A 19113-nucleotide genomic window follows, 5' to 3' on the forward strand; every position below is an offset into this window, starting at 1 on the left:
AAAGTATTAATAACCATTATTTTATGACTCAAAAAACACATCGGATTAGTTTTCATTTTTTCGATATCGGCGGCGGTGATGCTATTTTTATCAGATTTTTAGGAACAGATTCCCAATGGCATAATATACTTATTGATGGAGGATATGGTAAAGAGTACAAAAATTCTTTTGCCCCATTAATAAAAGAAATTTTGTCTTCTGGCGAACAAATTGAAAATTGGATTATCAGCCATATAGATCGCGACCATATCGGTGCCGTAAAAGGTTTTGTCGTGGACAAAAAAATTGAAAATAAACAAGACGCTGTAAAGAATTTTTTATTTAATCATTCTCCTGAGATGATAAAGGAATCTAATGGGAAAATCTCAGTCGGTGACGGGATTTTACTTAGGGATTTTTTAACTGCAAATAATCTTCTTACCACAGTGCCAATAAATACTGAAACATTACCAATTGAATGTTTTGGTTTTAAAATGACCATTCTTTCACCTACACCTGAAAAGGAAGCTGCTGCAACAGAATTGTGGAAAGAAGAAGAAAGTAATGGTAAAATTGGTAGAAAAGAAAATCAATCCGACCATAAAAAAATAATTGAAGAACTTACAGGGAATGAATTTAAACCGGATACAGATCCTGTTAATGGAAGCTCTATTGCTGTTCTTGCCGAGTTTGATAAGGTAAAAGTACTCTTATTAGCCGACAGTCATCCCTCTGATATAATTGACAGTTTAGATGCATTGGGGTATAATAAAGATCGGCCACTGCCCGTGAAGTTTATGCAATTATCACATCATGGCAGTAAAGCCAATACCTGCCCTAAATTGCTGGAAATAGTTCAGACCAATTGTTATGTGATAACTGGAAACGGTATCCATAACAGACATCCGGATAAAGAGACTATAGTTAGAATCATTACGAACGAGAGAAGAAATTCTGAAATTATCAAAATTCATTTTGCTTGTGATACTCAAGAATTGAGAAATATCTTTGAGGTCGATGACGACGCTTTTGAAAGATATACATTTGAATGTGATTATTCACAAATAGGACCTGACAGCTTAGAACTTTCGTACCTGCCCTTAACTCATAAAATATGAATGAAAATATACCACAGCTTTCTACAATCAAAATCAGATGTAACCACGAAATTGCTACAGCAGTAATTTTCTACCCGAGTCCTGATGTTGATGACGTGTATGTCTTGACTGCAAAACATTGTTTAGAAGGTAAAAAGTTCGATAAAGAATATGTAAATACGGATATTAAACTTGAAGAGATTTTTAATCAGGAAACATCAGAATTTCATTCATACAATTTGACCGAAACAGATATTGTTATTGTGTCAGATGATGATGAGGATATGGCATTGTTGATTCTTTCTAAAAAGAATATTCTTCCACTTACAGGTAAACAATTTTTTTGTCAGGTAATTGATACTGATGAAATGGTGGAAGATTATCAAATTAGAGGGTATGCTAATTTTAATGATCAAGAGGCAGATCGATCTTTTCCTATGAAATTTATCGAAGATATCAAGAGCAATCGATATAAATTTACACTAAAGTCTGAAAATTCTCTCGATACATATTATCAACAGGCCTTGGAAAATGTTGAAGGATTGTCTGGAAGTGGCGCTTATTCTATCTTGTATGGAAAAACTTATTTTACAGGTATTATTCATACATACGAGGACGGTGGATTTTTTTTGGCGACCAAAGTTTTAGCATACAATAAGCTGATTCCATATCCTAAGTTCAGTCTGATCAATTCTATCAAACCGGAGACAGATAAAGATGTTCTCTTAAGTTATGAAGAAATGGAAAAAAATGAACAAACCACTAATTCTAGAACTAGAGAAAAAATCGGAGATTTTAATGTTCCTCGTGATAATATAGACCTCCTGCAATTGCTTAAAGAAAAGAATCTTGTAGTGGTTCATGGAAACCCGGGAGTTGGAAAATCGGCTTTGACAAAATCAGCTGTAAGTGATTTGAAAATGTCTGGAGATCGTAGTGTTTTAACTTTTACCGCTGAAAACCTGTATTGTGAAACAATTAGTGAAGCTTTGATAAAAGCCGGATGTAAAGTTAGTATCGAACAAATATTGGCAAGTCCTTTATCAAATAAGTATTTTTTAATTTGGATAGAAAGCTTTGAAAAACTAATAGAGTCAGGTAGCTCGGGAGCATTTAATGAACTACTTCAGATACTGGAAAAAAATAAAAATATAACTATAGTTTTAACAATAAGAGACTACTTATTACAGAAGTTTAAAATCGATTACTATTATGAGCTGCCAGAAAATATTGCTTATTTTCAAGTAGGTGAATTTAATGATGCTGAGGTTGAATTAATCGTTGAAAAAATTCCTGACTTACTGCCATTGATGGAAAATTCTAAGATTAAGCATCTTTTGAGAACTCCTTATTATCTTGATAAAGCTGTACGAATTATACCAGAACTATTAAGTGAGGAACACTTGGACGAGTTACAATTTAAAAGGTTAATGTGGAAATATATTGTTGAAGACAATCAATCACGACGAGGAACTGTTTTCTATGAGATTTGTCTTAAAAGATCTAGAGAAATGTCTCTTTTTACAACATATGAGAGCGATAACAGTGTGACTGCTGATCTTGTTAAAGATAATATTCTACAGTTGGATGATATGTCCGATACCAGTGCTTACAGTCCTTCTCACGACATATTGGAAGATTGGGCATTGATCAGATTTATAAGAAATCAAAAATCGGAGATTGCAAACTCAAAAGATTTTTTACTTTCGATAGAAAATACTCCCGCCATGAGAAGGGCATTCAGATTATGGATGGAAGAGTTTTATGAATATGAACCGGAAGCTTCCGTATATTTTATGCACGAGCTCTTAAGTGATGATACTTTGTCCCCTTCATGGAAAGATGAGCTACTGATTGTTTCACTTAGATCAAATCATTCCAAAGTACTACTGGATAGTTTAAAAGTACAGCTTCTTGAAGATGAAGCGAAATTGTTGGATCGCATAATCTATTTACTACAAACGAGTTGTAAAAAAATAGATCCTCAAAAAAGAAATTTTAATGATCTTCTGCCTATTGGCTCCGGATGGGATTATATAATTGATTTTATCAAAGCTAATATTAATGAAATTAAGCTGCAAAATTTTGAATTAAAACATTTGACTCTTATTGAATCATGGTCAAAACAGCTCCCTGAATTTAACCAAGGCATACTTCCATCTGGTGCAAAAAGCGCTGCTTTTCTGTTGGAAGATTTTATTTTTAGGTTGCAGGGTCGTTCAATTCAGAGGAGATTAGGCAGGAGATCTTCTGAATATTTAAAAAAATATATTAAAATTCTTTTTAAATTGACGGCAGCCGATCAGGAACTTATTGCTTCGATTATTCAAGCTTGCTTGATTCCTGAAACAGGTAATGAAAGATGGACTGATCCTGCTTTTCTACGAGAAATAAGAGCTTATATTACCGGAGGTGTTATTTCAGATCAAATTTGTCGCTTTTTCCCTGAAGAAGTTATTCAAATGGCTACTGAAGACTGGGCTCAAAAGGAAGAGAAATATGCACCGGGGAGTATTAATAGTATGCTTATTCGAGAGCCTAAAGTAAATGATTTTGGTTTAAATAAAGATTTAGAATATGATTATGGATTACCATCAGGTTATCAGACTTTTTTTTATTGGATGTTTTTGTATCACGGTGAAAAAGCTCTTGATTTCCTTATTCCATTTTTAAATGATGCTTTTGAAAAAAATTATGAAATTCTTCTGTCTTTAAAAAAGAGAGGGGTGGAAAGGATTGAGGTTGTTTTTGAAGATGGATCGTGTGGTGTATACTATGGGAATCCTGAGTACTGGTCTATGTACCGAGGATTTTCAATTTATGATAAGGTCTTAATATCAGTGCTGATGGCTTTGGAAAAGACTTTGTTAGAAATTGGGGATAAAAAAGATTTTTCAACAGCACGCATATTTTTAGACAGGTTGATAAGAGAGTCTAACAATATTGCCATTTTAGGAGTGGTCTGCAGCATTTTACAAGCATTTCCTAATTTAGTTGATGAAACTTCTGTCTCCTTATTAGGTGTCCCACTGTTTTTTAAGTGGGATTCTACAAGGTCTACTTCGGATATGATGAGAAGCAATGTCTATAATGACGAAGAATTCGAAAGAAAAGAACGAATTGCCGCAAATCAAAGAATTCATCGCAATAAGTATTATGTAGGTTTAGTTGGATTTGTGGCTGACTATATGTTTTATCAACGAGAGTATAATGAACTTTTATTCAAACAGGTCGACAGAATGTGGGAGAATGTCAAGGAAGATGATTGGCTTTTTAAAAAGTTTTTGTTTGATATGGATGCTAGAAAGTATGAATTTAAACATTTTAATCAAAAGGGATATGAAAATTATGTTCAGGTAGTTCCCGGATATGATGATACAATTAGAAATGTTGTAGAAAGTGGGAATGATTATACAGTTCCGACAGCTAATACGACTTGGGCAAGAAAAGTTTTCGAATACGAAGAAGTTGATGATCATAACTATGAAACTTGGAAAATAGGATATGAATTTATTTTGCAACTAGATGGTAGACGAGAAATTATGGTTTCTCCAGGTACTATGGCGTCTATTGCTCTTCGTGACTTTTCAAATCAACTTCAACCTGATGAAATTGCATGGTGTTGTGAAACTATTATCAATTTAGAAGCAAAAAAATTAGCGAAAACAGATCCATACGCTATTAATTTTGATTTATTGGATAATATACCTTCTCTTAAAGGATTATGCTATATTTTTAAAGTTGATATTGAGCAAGATTTAAAATTGAAGGTTAAAGAATTAATTTTCCGTTTACTTTTAAAGGGTCTTGACGCTAGGGAACGAATCGCTTTGCAGCACGCTATTTTACAGGAATTAGTATTATTTGAACCTGATTTTGTTTTAAACTGTTGGTATGGATTAGCAGAAGCCATCGTAATTCTAAAGGCACAAAATAAAGAAAGCGAGAGAAAGCGAATGTTATATCATCAAGGGAAATTAAGTGCTCGTGATTTTAATAAGTCGGAAGAAGACAATTGGTCGGAAGTACTAATTAATTCTGTTATCAAAGGAAGTATAAACATACCTGATGAAATTATCGTTTCATTAGACTTACATACTCAGTGGTACTTGGATGACATGCTTCGTATCATCCCATGGAATACGGCTCTTCCTGCTCACCACAAATTTATTCAGGATGTTCTGACACTACACACTGTTTTTTTAAATGATCCCAAATCAAGCATGCTGGATTTTTATGAAAGTAGACATGCATTTACTTTTTATTATCCACGATATCTGCTGAATCAGCCTACAGAATTATCATTACCTCTCTTAAAAAAAATACTTGATTCAAGTATAGAAACACCTGAAAAAAGTATCCCTGATGATTATTTAAAATTTATATATAAGTTAGTTGAAGAGTTTATTAGAGCAGCGATAGGTAGAATTCAACTCGAAAATTTCTGGATATTTTGGGAATTTTTGAAAGATTGGATGATCAATAACAGCAATGCGAGATTTCTACCAATTTTTCTTTTTGACATTGACTGGGTGGAGAGCTCTGAAAAATGGTCAGTATTGGATGGTAAAAGCTTATATTTCAAAGATTTTATAATTACTTTAGGATTTAACAGAATTAATTCATCGATAAAATTTTTAAGTGGCATTGCATTTTATAATTTTATGCCTAACTCAATATCATGGATTGTTCCCATGCTCCAAAGCCAAAATGCTGAACTGGTCGAGAACGATATTTTAGAAAAATTCGTTGAAAAAGCTTTTTATAAATATGGTGGTAAAATAAAAAGAGATAAAAATACTTTAGCTGACTTTCTATTTATTTTAGATTTTCTAGTCAAAAGAAGTTCTCCTAAAGCCTATATGTTACGAGAAGAATTACTTCAATTTAAATAATTAACATTTTGTCGTGAGATATTTTTGGGAAATATATTAATAAAATTGGAAAATAAATGAATACAGAAGATTTTATAAGATTGATTGAGGGTCAAACGGAAAGCCCTTCACTAGATTTTAAAGCAAACAGTCCTTGGGATTATAAGAAGCTAACAAAAGATATCTTGGCAATGTCAAATCTACCAGATGGAGGTCACATTGTAATTGGAATTGAGGAAAAGGATAATGAATTTATTAATGTAGGAGTTGACCAGAAAAATATTATCACTTACAAATATGATGAAATGCGAGATCAGGTTTCAAAATATGCAGAACCAATGGTAGATTTCAATGTCTATTTTCCGGAAGATAGAAACGAATTAAAATATGTGGTAATCAAGATCTTCTCTTTCAAAGAAATTCCAACTCTTTGTAAAAAAACTCTGGACGGAGAAATGAGAGCAAGTACTTTGTATTATAGAAATACAAATAAGAGACCTGAAAGCGCAGCCATATCAAATGTCAGCGATTTGCGAGATCTCATTGAGTTGGCAGCCGTTAGATTAATGCAACGCAGAAAAAGTTTTGGCTATACCATTCCCAATATTGACGCAGAAATATTTGACGCAGAAATAAAAGCTTTTCAGCAGACATCATCATATGAATTAATAAAATCGAAAGGCAATTGCGAAGTTTATATAACTCCTCTTCAAAAAGGTAATTTACATAGTCTTAAAAGATGTCTTGAAGTTGTCGAAAAAGCACAGGTAAAGGCGTCATGGTCATTGCCATTTATACCAAGAACGTTACACGAGGGTAGTTTAGTTACTGCTGAAAATTCTTACGAGGCTTTTTCCGATTTAGGAGCTCGAAAAGAACTGTGGAGAATGTATTTGTCAGAGAGTTTTTGCATGATTAACAGCTTTGTAGAAGACTGGCTAGAAGGTGATCATTTGAGAGGGGCTTGGGCATCAAAATTTCCTTCTGGTCAATACTTGTTTTATTATACAAGTATTATACATTATCTTACTCAACTATATGTTTTTATTGAACACTTAACAATAGAAGGATTATATAAAGAAGGTTTGAGTATTTCTATTATATTTAATGAGTTAAAAGATAGAAGATTACATTTGGACAGCGAGAATCACATGCCGCTTATGAAGATAAGAACGACAAAAACAGATAAAATCACTATTAATGAGGAATATTCACGATTAGAAATTCTGGAGGGAGGTATAAATATTTCAAGTTCTATAATTTTAAAAGTTTTAGATTACTTTAGTTTTTACCCTTCAAAAGAGTCAGTTTTACAGATTCAGAAACAGTTCTTAGAAAAAGGTTACTAAAGAAAATTACGTAAATTCAGTTCAATTTTAGAACCTATTTTAAGATGATTTTTTGAATATTTAATATGTACATCTATATTAAAGAAGTATTATAATTTGGAAAGACCAATATTGATATAAGAATTTAATATATTATTCATCTAAAAATCAAGTGTAAATTAATATATAATTTTGTTTTGAAAAAAATGAAAATTAGTTTACTGAAAAATTGAGTTAAAATTAAATTATGGTGGCAATATTATTTAAATGTACATATCTAATTTTATCTAAAAGCATCAGTTTTTTTCTATAATTATAAATGACTTAGATGTATTGTAGGTATTTTATTTTTTTGATTCGGCATAATCAAATGTATAATTTCCTTAAAATTTTAGGATAAAATATTTTTTTGGTAATTATATTTTATACATTTGCATTATGAAATTTGTAAGACTACTTTTCATCATCTATTTTGTGGCGTTATCCATAATGCCATGTCTAGATAGTGCAAATGCTCAGTCTTTTAAGCAAGATTTCAATTATTCTTTAAGTTCAAAGACACAAGAAGATTCACATTCGAAGGCAGATTCTTGTTCTCCATTTTGTTCTTGCAACTGTTGCAGAACCACGGTGGCATCTTATAAAATCGAACCAATTCTAGTTTTTTCAAGAATCGCTACTGCGTTTTTTTCTAAGAAAATCCATTTTCAGAAAAACGACTTCGCTTATTTGGTGTACGACCAAATCTGGCAACCGCCTAAAATATAATTTTTATTGATATGATGGAAGGATTCCCTTTCATCTAAATTGTCTTGGAAACTTTGCAATATCATTGCACTGTAATCCTATTCATCTTTGCATCATCTTTTAAATTCAGTTTTATACTGATTTTAACTTTGGGCAATCCAATAAAAATTAAATTCAATGTTAGATAAAATCATAAGATTTAGTATCAAGAACAAGATTGTCATTGGTATCATGACCTTGTTATTGATTATTTGGGGAGTTTGGAGCGCAACCAAACTGCCAATTGATGCTACACCGGATATTACCAATAATCAGGTGCAGATCATCACAGTATGTCCCACACTTGCTGGACAGGAAGTAGAACAACTTGTTACCTTCCCAATTGAACAAAGTATCGCAAATGTACCAGATATTGAGGAAACTAGGAGTATTTCTAGATTCGGTCTATCAGTGATTACAGTTGTTTTTAAAGAAGAGGTAGATATTTATTTTGCTCGCCAACTGGTTACTGAAAAATTAAAACAAGCAGAAGAAGAAATTCCCCAAGGTGTTGGAACTCCTGAACTTGCCCCTGTTAGTACTGGACTTGGAGAAGTTTATCAATATATCCTGCATCCCAAAAAAGGCAGTGAGAAAAAGTATGATGCTAAAGAACTGCGAACAATGCAGGACTGGATTGTGCGAAGACAGCTTAATGGAACACCTGGAGTTGCAGAGATCAACAGTTTTGGCGGTCAGTTAAAACAATACGAGGTCGCTGTAAATCCAGACAGATTAAGAGCGATGGGCGTAAGTATATCTGATATTTTTACCGCTCTCGAAAAAAATAATCAGAATACAGGAGGTGCTTATATTGATAAAAAGCCAAATGCATATTTTATCCGTGGAATCGGTTTGGTAACATCTTTAGAAGACGCAGGGAACATTGTAGTTAAAAATAATACGGGCAGTGTTCCAATCTTCATAAAAGATGTTGCTGAAGTGCGTCTGGGAAGTGCTGTGAGATATGGTGCAATGACTTTTAATGGTCAGGTCGATGCTGTGGGAGGTGTTGTTATGATGCTAAAGGGAGCCAACAGTAATGAAGTGGTGAACAGAATTAAAGAAAAGATACCAGTTATACAAAAATCTCTTCCTGCAGACGTTGTAATTGAACCTTATTTAGATAGAACCGACCTGGTTGGAAGAGCAATCGACACAGTAGAAAAAAACCTAATTGAAGGTGCACTCATTGTCATCTTCGTACTTGTTATCTTCTTGGGTAATTTAAGAGCAGGTTTAATTGTAGCATCAGCTATTCCATTATCATTACTGTTTGCATTAGGAATGATGAATGTGTTTGGTGTGAGTGCTAACCTGATGAGTTTAGGAGCGATTGATTTCGGGCTTATTGTTGATGGGGCAGTTATTATTGTGGAAGCTACCTTACATCATTTAGGCTTGAATAAATCAAAAAAAATGCTTACCCAAGCAGAAATGGATGAAGAAGTTTTTCTTTCTGCATCCAAAATCAGAAGTAGTGCAGCATTTGGAGAAATCATTATTCTAATTGTATACATTCCGATTTTAACATTGGTGGGAGTAGAAGGTAAAATGTTTACGCCTATGGCTAAAACTGTGGGATTTGCTATTTTGGGCGCTCTGATTTTATCATTGACTTATATTCCGATGATGAGTGCTTTATTCTTATCAAAAAAGATGAGCCACAAAGAAAATTTCTCTGATAAAATGATGAACAGAATTCAGAAAGTTTATCAGCCTTTATTGGAAAAAGCATTAAAAATAAAATATTGGCTGGTTGGAGGAACCGTAGCTCTCTTTGCTGTAGCAATATTTGTTTTTGGGAGAATGGGTGGTGAATTTATACCTCAGTTGCAGGAAGGCGATTTTGCATTCCACTGTATCCTTCCACAAGGAAGTTCCTTAAATCAAAGTATTGAAACTTCAATGCAGGCTTCAAGAATTATAAAACAGTTTGATGAGGTAAAAATGGTTGTTGGTAAAACTGGCGCTGCTGAAGTACCTACCGACCCAATGCCACCGGAAGCTACTGATATGATGGTTATCTTGAAACCTCAGAAAGAATGGAAAACAAAGAAAACGTATGACGAACTCGCTGATGAAATCTCAGAGAAATTAGAAGTGATTCCTGGAGTTTTCTTTGAAAAGAACCAACCTATCCAAATGCGTTTCAATGAGTTAATGACAGGTATTAGACAAGATGTTGCAGTTAAAATTTTTGGTGAAAACTTAGATTCTCTGGCAATTTATGCTGATAAGACTGCTAAGGTAATACAGTCTGTTAAAGGTTCTACATCTCCCCAAATTGAGCGTGTAAGCGGACTCCCTCAGATTAACGTAGAGTATGACAGAACCAGAATGGCCAATTACGGATTAAACATTGAAGACGTTAATAATGCAGTAAGTACAGCTTTTGCAGGTAAATCAGCAGGTCAGGTTTTTGAAAATGAAAGGAGGTTCGATCTGGTTGTAAGATTAGACAGTTTACACAGAACAAATATTGACGATGTTAGTAATCTAATGATTTCTACTGCCTCTGGAACGCAAATTCCACTCGCCCAGGTTGCTAATATTAGTTACAAATTAGGGCCTGCCCAAATCAGCCGCGAAGCGGGAAAAAGAAGGATTGTAATAGGTTTCAATGTGAAAGACCGTGATGTTGAAAGTGTAGTTAAGGACATACAATCAAAGCTCGATAAAGAAGTAAAACTTCCTGCAGGATATTATTTTACCTATGGAGGTCAATTTGAGAATCTTCAGGCAGCAAGTAAGAGATTAATGATTGCAGTTCCAGTATCGCTATTCTTAATCTTTATGCTGCTTTATTTTACATTTAATTCATTTAAGCAAGCCACTTTAATTTTTACGGCTATTCCTATGAGTGCGATTGGTGGTGTATTCGCATTATTATTGAGAGATATGCCATTCAGTATCAGTGCCGGAATTGGCTTTATTGCTTTATTTGGTGTTGCCGTTTTGAATGGAATTGTATTGATTGGAACATTTAATCAATTGGAAAAGGAAGGCGAGACCAATATTCTGAAAAGAGTAATGGAAGGTACAAAAACAAGATTAAGACCTGTTTTAATGACTGCAACAGTAGCTTCATTAGGATTTTTACCGATGGCTATTTCTACAGGTGCAGGAGCTGAAGTGCAAAAACCTTTGGCGACAGTTGTTATCGGAGGTTTGGTTACGGCGACTTTCTTAACATTATTTGTCTTACCAATGTTGTATATTATTTTTAATACCAAGATTAATTTAAAAAAGATCAATAACAAATCGGTAACCGCCATTGTGGTTTTAGGATTTTTATTTTTAGGACAGACTTTTAGTGCACAACAGGGAAGAACCATAACAGTCGAAGAAGCTACACGTACTGCTATTGAGAATAATCAATCAATCCGATCGAGAGATCTGGATATTAAAGCTACACAGGCATTGATTCCAACGTCCAAAGAGCTCCCGAAAATGAATGTGGATGCTCAATTGGGGCAGTATAACTCTAAGAAATTTGACCAATCATTTTCGATCTCCCAAACGATTCCATTTCCAACTTTGTTCAAAGCAAGAAAAGAGTTGATTGCGGAACAGATTAAAGGAAAGCAAATCAACAGGGAAGTTTCTATGAATGAATTAGCGAAACAGGTTCGAACGTATTATTATCAAATTGAGTATTTACAATTTAATAAATCCAAGCTTAGCAATCTGGATAGTTTATACAATGACTTTATCAGAGTTGCAACGGTTAGGTTTAAAGCCGGAGATATTAAAAAAATTGAAATCAATACAGCTGAAACACAGAGAGGGGAAATCAACTTATTGCTTAAACAGAATGAGGTTTATCTTACCAATGCCTATAAAAATTTAAAAACATTGCTAAATATTGAAGAGGATATTTCAGTTCCATTTGATCAGAACTATCATCCGCTACAAGCACAATATGTTTTAGACAGCAGTGCCATTGCACAGCATCCTACCGTAAAAGCTTTTTATCAGGAAATGCAGATTGCGGAAAAAAATAAGAAAGTTGAAAAATCTTTGGGACTTCCTGACTTTACCATCGGATATACTAATCAGTCATTGATAGGATTTCAAACCATCAACGGGATGGATCAGTATTTCAATGGAGGAAACAGGTTTCATTCGGCAACAATTGGTGTTTCTATTCCTTTGACATTTGGAGCTACGAAAGCAAGAATCCAGTCTTATGAATATCAGAGACAAATGGCAGAATCAAATGCAAAATTCCAGCAAAAGCAGCTTGAAGCGCAATTGCAAAATGCATTTAATCAATATCAGCAAAATGTTAATCAGTATGACTACTACGTTAATCAAGCGATTCCAAATGCTGAGAAAATTGCCAAAGCAGGACAATTAGGTTATAAAACAGGAGAAATTTCTTATGTAGAATATCTTTTTGCACTGCAGACTTCCACCAATATTCAGCTTAAATACCTGGAATCTATTCAACAGGTCAACGAATCTGTAGTTATCATTAATTCAATCATCAATAAATAGACAAATGAAAATCAAATATAGCATTGTATCTCTAGCCTTAATTTCTATTCTAGCGGTCAGCTGTGGAAAAAAAGATGCTCCGGCAGAAGGAGAAGAGAAACCAAAAACAGAACAGGCAGAAGAAAGTCACGAAGAAGCTCCGCAAACTATTGCGGAACTGACTGAAGAACAGATGAAATCTGTAGGAATCAGTCTTGGAACTTTAGAAATGAAAGATTTAGCCTCAACTATTAAGGCAAATGGTGTTCTTCGTGTACCCAATAACAGAAAGGCAACGGTCACTTCACTGTATGGAGGTGTCATTAAGACATTAACCGTTCAGATAGGAGATTATGTAAGACAGGGACAGGTTATTGCTACAATCAGTAACCCTGAATACATTCAGTTACAGGAACAATATCTGACTATTAACAGCAGAATAACTTATGCAGAGCAGGAATTCAGAAGGCAAAAGGAGCTTTTTGACAATGATGCCGGAGCAAAAAAGAATCTGCAAAGTTCTGATGCGGAGCTAAAAAGTTTAAGAACCCAGAGATCATCGTTACAAAGACAATTACAGCTAATGGGAATCAGTCCTGGGAAAGTAAGCAATGGAAACCTAAGATCAGGCTTGGTCATTACATCGCCAATCAGCGGAACAGTTAGTACGATTAATGCACAGATAGGAAGTTATGTTGATGTATCGTCACCGGTTTTGGAGATCATCGATAACAGCTCAATTCATTTGGATTTACAAGTCTTTGAAAGAGATCTTCCCAAAATGAAAGTTGGTCAGATTGTGCAGTTTAAGCTCACCAACAATCCGGAAGAAACCTTTAATGCAAAAGTGTACAGCATCGGATCATCTTTTGAAAATGAAAGTAAAACGATTTCAGTTCATGCAATGGTTACCGGGAACAAAGCTGGCTTGATTGACGGAATGAATATTACAGGAAATGTAAGCCTTGGAAATTCACAAACTCCCGCCGTTCCAAATGAAGCTATTGTAGAAGCCGATGGTAAATTCTATGTATTTGTACAAACTTCTAAAAAAGTGGAAGAGCACGCTGAAGAAAAAGGAGATGACGATCATGGTCACGGGCATGATGAAGGAGAGGCGGAACACGGTCACAAAAATGAAACCGAAGCAGGAAACCATGCAAAGGAGCAGGCTAAGAAAATGAATTTTGAAAAAATTGAAGTGGTAAAAGGGACTTCAGATATGGGTTACACAGCGATTACGCCTGTGAGTGCAATTGCACCTGATGCAAAAATTGTGGTAAAAGGCGCATTCTTCGTGAATGCTAAGCTTTCTAATGCAGGAGACCACGGACATTAATTAATCAATAATCAAGTGAAATCCTATCTTGATTTCACTTGATTTTAAAAATATTAGTTATGCCTTTAAAACAAGAATTAGAAACCCAGGGAAATTGGCTGTTCAGATACAGAAGTTTTTTGCCGATTATCGTTCTGGCGCTTGGCTTAGGAGTTTTTATCCAAAATGTTTTGCTGAAAAACGATAATGATTGTTCACTTTTCTTTGAGATGCTTTGTTTAGCTGTAAGCATTTTAGGTTTGATTATAAGAGTGTATACTGTTGGTTTTACTCCGCATAATACTTCAGGAAGAAATACAAAAGCAGGGCAGGTTGCAGATGAATTAAACACTACAGGTATTTACAGTACAACCAGAAATCCATTGTACTTAGGTAATTTTTTTATGTGGCTTGGGCTTGCGATGTTTACTGAAAATCTGTGGTTTGTAATTTCATTTGTGTTTTTTTATTGGGTCTATTATGAAAGGATTGTTTTTGCTGAAGAGCAATTTTTAGAAAGAAAATTTGGAGAGCAATATACTAAGTGGGCTGATAAAGTACCGGTTTTTATACCGAATTTATACCTTTTCAGAAATACTCATCTTAGCTTCAGTTTAAAAAAAGTTCTATTAAAAGAAAAAAACGGACTTTTTGCCATGTTTCTGATTTTTACTGTTTTTGAAATTACCGGAGAAATTATCCTAAGACATACGCATTATAATATGATTTTTATTGTAGGCTGTATTCTTACTATGATTCTATACATTATTTTAAAAGTAATAAAAAAACGTAAAACAATGTTGCAAAATAAATTTAGTCAATAATTAAAAAATCCTCAATTATGCTTTTAAACAAAAGAATTTCGGTTTGGTATTTTGTTAAACAGATTAAATTTCAGATCGTTTTGATTGTCAGCTTTGCTTTTCTAATAGGCTTTTTAGACGACATTGATTTTTTGAAAAAAATTACCATACCATTGAGTATTCCTGCACTTTTAGGAACTGCTGTCTCTTTACTTTTAGCATTCAGGACTGCACAATCTTATGAAAGATGGTGGGAAGCAAGAACCGTTTGGGGCGCTATTGTGAATGATTCAAGATCATTTATGAGATTAATAAAACAATTTTTCCCTAACTCAGAAAACGATACATCTGAGTTTGCAGAACGACATATCATCTGGCTGAATGCTTTAGGAGAAAGTTTAAGAAAAGTACCTTTTTCAATAAGAGTAAGAGAATACTTAGAATCGCAAAACATCAATGCTTTAAATATTCCCAATGCCCTTTTAGATAAACATTCTGATCACCTTAGGAAATTGGCAGAACAGGAGAATTTATCTGAATACAAATTGGTACAGATGAACGATATGGTCATCAGGTTTTGTGACAGTATGGGAAAATGTGAGCGTTTAAAAAATACTGTTTTCCCTCGTGCCTACAGCATTTTGCTGCATACATTGATTTACGTTTTTGCATTTCTTCTGCCATTTGGACTGGAAGACTCACAACTTGGTGTTGAGATTGCCACGACAATTATTGTACCTGTGATTTTTATAGCTATTGAGAAAACAGCAATCATAATGCAGGACCCCTTTGAAAATACACCGGTAGATACTCCAATGACATCATTAGCAAAAACAATTGAAATCAATCTTTTGCAAATGATCGGAGAGAAGAATGTACCAGTTAAAGAAGTGAGTACAAGCTATTATGAAATGTAGGCTTAATCTAATACAAATCTTAGTGTTATGAACGATCAGAATAAAAATATTTCGGCTTCTGCAAAACATAAAAGAAATCTTTTAATTGTCTTATGTTTAAGTGGCACTTATATGATTGCCGAAGTTATTGGCGGTTTAGCTACTAAAAGTCTTGCGCTACTTGCCGATGCAGCTCATATGCTTACTGATGTGGTCGGATTATTCCTTGCTTTTATAGCAATCAAAATTGGTGAAAGAAAAGCCGATGCACAGAAAACATTCGGCTATTACCGAACAGAAATTCTGGCGGCAGTAATCAATGCGGTAGTTCTGTTGGGAATTTCTGTATATGTATTGTTTGAAGCATGGCAAAGGTTCAAAAATCCCCCTGAAGTACAGAGCACAGCTATGATGATCGTTGCCGGAATAGGCTTGCTGGTGAATATTATCGGAATCATGATTATTAGAAAAGATTCAGGTGAAAGCCTAAATATGAAGGGTGCCTACTTTGAGGTTCTTTCTGACGCGCTTACCTCAGTAGGAGTAATGATTGCCGGAGTTATTATGTTGACGACAGGATGGTATTATGCTGATCCCCTTATTTCCGCTGTGATAGGGTTATTAATATTTCCGAGAACCTGGAAGCTCTTGAAAGAAGCTGTGAATGTTTTATTAGAAGGAACTCCAAAAGATGTCAATATAGAAGAGCTTAGAAATTCTTTGGAATCTGTAAAAGGAGTTATTAAACTTCATGATCTCCACGTTTGGTCATTGACTTCCGGCGTTAATGCGATGAGTTCCCACGTAGTAGCCGACCATCAGGAAGATCTCAATAAACTTTTGAAAAATTTGTCAGATAAAGCCACCTCTGAATTTAAAATTAGCCATACTACATTCCAAATTGAAACTGAAGGGCACCAAGAGGGGGAGGTTCATCTATAATAGCAGTTGTGCCATCTTGCATTAATAGATGAAATAAGTAAATGGGAAAATTTCTAAAACATCAAATAGACTATGAATTATAAAAATCTGGGTCTATTCAAGATGAATTACATACTTACGTATTTTTTTACGCAATTAATCATTTCAAATATTTAGATATATGAAATTAAAACAAAACTATTGGGGCAATTACACATTACTGGTTTATTCTTTTTTATTTTATCTGGTATCGTCTTTACTTCTCCGATTTGGATTTTTAGCAGTCAGTTTTCAAAAGGCTGATTTATCTCTGTTACCTATAATGAAAATTTTTCTTCTGGGATTTTTGTTTGACTTTGGAGTTGGATTATTCTTTCTGCTACCATACAGTTTTTATCTATTGATTTTTCCTCAGAAATACATAAGGTCTTTATTCAATAAAATTATTACCTACAGCACTTTTATTATTTTTCTTCTTATACATTTATTTTCATTTTTTGCCGAGGTTACATTTTGGCAGGAGTTTGAGAGCCGATTTAATTTTATTGCTGTAGATTATTTGGTATATACTTACGAAGTTATTAATAACATAAATGAGTCTTACCCTTTACCCGTTTTGATATCATCGATACTTCTGCTTATGACCTTAATATTTATTTTGTTTTACAAAAGCAAAATATTCTTTTTTTCATTTAACGGACAACATAAATTTTCGGTTAGACTAATTGTTTTTTTAGGATTTTTCTGCCTTACCATAATATACTCTTTGTTTATCAGTAATAGTTTAGCAGATAAAAGTGTCAATCGTTATCAAAATGAAATTTCTAAGGCAGGAATTTATTCGTTTTTCTCCGCCTATAAAAACAATGAAATCAATTACGATCATTTTTACAAACTAATTGATAACGAAAGCGCTTTTAAAATAGTTAGAACTGATTTGAACGATAATCAAAGATTTTTCTCAAATAACCTTTCTATAGAACGAAAAATATCCAGCAAACAAAATCTTATAAAGCCAAATGTTATAATGATAACAATGGAAAGTTTCAGCGCGGACTTTATGGGTACTTTCGGGAATAAACAAGGGCTTACTCCAAATTTAGATTCTTTAGCCGGCGGTGGCATTTTATTCTCACAAATGTATGCTACAGGAACCAGAACAGTGCGTGGAATGGAGGCTTTGTCGTTAGCTGTCCCACCAACGCCAGGCAACAGTATTGTCAGAAGAGAAGATAATGATCATCTTACAACTATAGGCTCAATTTTTAGTGCACAAGGTTACGATAACACATTTATTTATGGAGGAGATGGATATTTTGATAATATGAATAAATATTTTGGAAATAACGGATATGATATTATAGATAAGAAGAGAAATCCTTTGGCAAAAGAAAACTATCAGGCATTGAGGACGCCGATCAACCAGAAAGAAATTACGTTTGAAAATGCATGGGGGATTTGTGACGAAGATTTATACAATCAAGTGATTAAACAGGCAGACCAGAAATATAAACAAGGAAAATCTTTTTATGATTTTGTGATGACCACTTCCAATCACCGTCCGTTTACATATCCTGATGGCAAAATTGATATACCATCCGGTTCGGGTAGGGAAGGTGCAATAAAATATACAGATTATGCTATCGGACAATTCTTTAAAAAAGCTAGAAGTAAGCCGTGGTTTAAAAATACAGTATTTGTGATTGTAGCTGATCACTGCGCAAGTAGCGCAGGTAAAAATGAAATTGATATTTCCAAATATCATATCCCAGCAATGATTATAAATCTTCCGAACCAAAACTCTTTAAAAATTGAAAAAATGTGTTCACAAATTGATCTTTATCCAACTTTATTTGATTTAATGGGATGGAACTACAGAAGTAACCTTTATGGTAAGAATGTTTTGAGCGACAATTATATTCCTAGAATTTTTGTAAGTACCTATCAAAAGTTGGGATATATGGAAAACGATAAACTTGTGATATTGAGCCCTCAGCAGAAAGTGGAAGCTTATTTATATAATAAAACGCAAAATCAACAGATACCAAAGATTTTTTCTGATCAGTATATTAACAAGGCTGTCGCAAATTATCAAACTGCATATTATCTCTATAAAAATCAAGGTTTGAAACAAAAATAATCAAGTAATGTTAGATACAACATGGATATAAAATTTGAACTTATTCTTTCAGGCAAATTGCTGCTATCTATATTATTCGGCAGCATTATAGGTTATGAAAGAGAAGCAGCTCATAAAGATGCCGGTATACGAACGTTTGCTATTCTTTGCTTGGCATCTTGTCTTTTTGTTGCGGTTGCCTCTCATCTTACAGATGATAAATCAGCGATAGCCAGAATGCTTGCAGCAATTCCGGCAGGACTTGGATTTATAAGTGCTGGATTAGCATTAAAAGATAAATCAAGCAATATGCAGGGATTAACAACATCTACAGCACTATGGGCAGCGTCAGCTATTGGAGCGGCTCTTGCCTTAAATATGTTTTTATTGTCATTTTTAGCAACTGTTCTCACCCTTTTTGTATTAAGCCTGAATAAATTCAAATGGTATAAAAACTGGATTGCAAAGAAGGAGCAAAGTAAAAATTTAAAATAAAAAATTAAAAATCAC

General features: G+C 33.9%; 11 protein-coding genes. All 11 read left to right on the top strand.

The annotated features are described in order from the left end of the window. The first annotated feature begins 23 nt into the window (after positions 1-23). The 11 genes from H6W53_RS04655 (at position 24) to H6W53_RS04700 (ending at position 19098) form a co-directional block, all read left to right on the top strand. A complete protein-coding gene (locus tag H6W53_RS04655; protein ID WP_002977362.1) occupies positions 24-1097 on the top strand; it encodes a ComEC/Rec2 family competence protein in 1074 nt (357 codons plus the stop codon). Next, positions 1094-5971 (top strand): hypothetical protein, encoded by a 4878-nt coding sequence (locus H6W53_RS04660; protein WP_002977363.1) that lies wholly within the window; start codon positions 1094-1096, stop codon positions 5969-5971. The genes H6W53_RS04655 and H6W53_RS04660 overlap by 4 nt, the downstream gene beginning before the upstream one ends. A 56-nt stretch (positions 5972-6027) precedes the next feature. Beyond that, a complete protein-coding gene (locus H6W53_RS04665) occupies positions 6028-7299 on the top strand; it encodes an ATP-binding protein (protein ID WP_002977365.1) in 1272 nt (423 codons plus the stop codon). Positions 7300-7716: 417 nt separating this feature from the next. Then, the gene (locus H6W53_RS21700) at positions 7717-8046 is read left to right on the top strand and encodes a DUF6660 family protein (RefSeq protein ID WP_050791101.1); all 330 of its coding nucleotides are present in this window, start codon (positions 7717-7719) and stop codon (positions 8044-8046) included. Positions 8047-8202: 156 nt separating this feature from the next. Continuing rightward, on the top strand, positions 8203-12567 hold the full coding sequence (locus H6W53_RS04670) for a CusA/CzcA family heavy metal efflux RND transporter (RefSeq protein ID WP_002977367.1): 4365 nt from the start codon (positions 8203-8205) through the stop codon (positions 12565-12567). Between the two features lie 4 nt (positions 12568-12571). Beyond that, a complete protein-coding gene (locus H6W53_RS04675; RefSeq protein ID WP_002977368.1) occupies positions 12572-13885 on the top strand; it encodes an efflux RND transporter periplasmic adaptor subunit in 1314 nt (437 codons plus the stop codon). 38 nt (positions 13886-13923) lie between these two features. After that, the gene (locus H6W53_RS04680) at positions 13924-14688 is read left to right on the top strand and encodes a methyltransferase family protein (RefSeq protein WP_228370503.1); all 765 of its coding nucleotides are present in this window, start codon (positions 13924-13926) and stop codon (positions 14686-14688) included. Between the two features lie 17 nt (positions 14689-14705). Further along, positions 14706-15584: a bestrophin family protein gene (locus tag H6W53_RS04685; RefSeq protein ID WP_002977372.1), complete on the top strand. Its 879-nt coding sequence runs from the start codon at positions 14706-14708 to the stop codon at positions 15582-15584. A gap of 27 nt (positions 15585-15611) precedes the next feature. Then, entirely contained in the window at positions 15612-16505 is an 894-nt protein-coding gene (locus H6W53_RS04690) for a cation diffusion facilitator family transporter (RefSeq protein ID WP_002977374.1), read from the top strand. 160 nt (positions 16506-16665) lie between these two features. Beyond that, positions 16666-18624, top strand: coding sequence for an LTA synthase family protein (locus H6W53_RS04695; protein ID WP_002977376.1), 1959 nt, complete (start codon positions 16666-16668; stop codon positions 18622-18624). Between the two features lie 21 nt (positions 18625-18645). Beyond that, positions 18646-19098, top strand: coding sequence for an MgtC/SapB family protein (locus H6W53_RS04700; RefSeq protein ID WP_002977378.1), 453 nt, complete (start codon positions 18646-18648; stop codon positions 19096-19098). Positions 19099-19113: the final 15 nt, after the last annotated feature.

This window comes from Chryseobacterium sp. C3 (assembly GCF_014218905.1).
Taxonomy (GTDB): Bacteria; Bacteroidota; Bacteroidia; order Flavobacteriales; family Weeksellaceae; genus Chryseobacterium; species Chryseobacterium mucoviscidosis.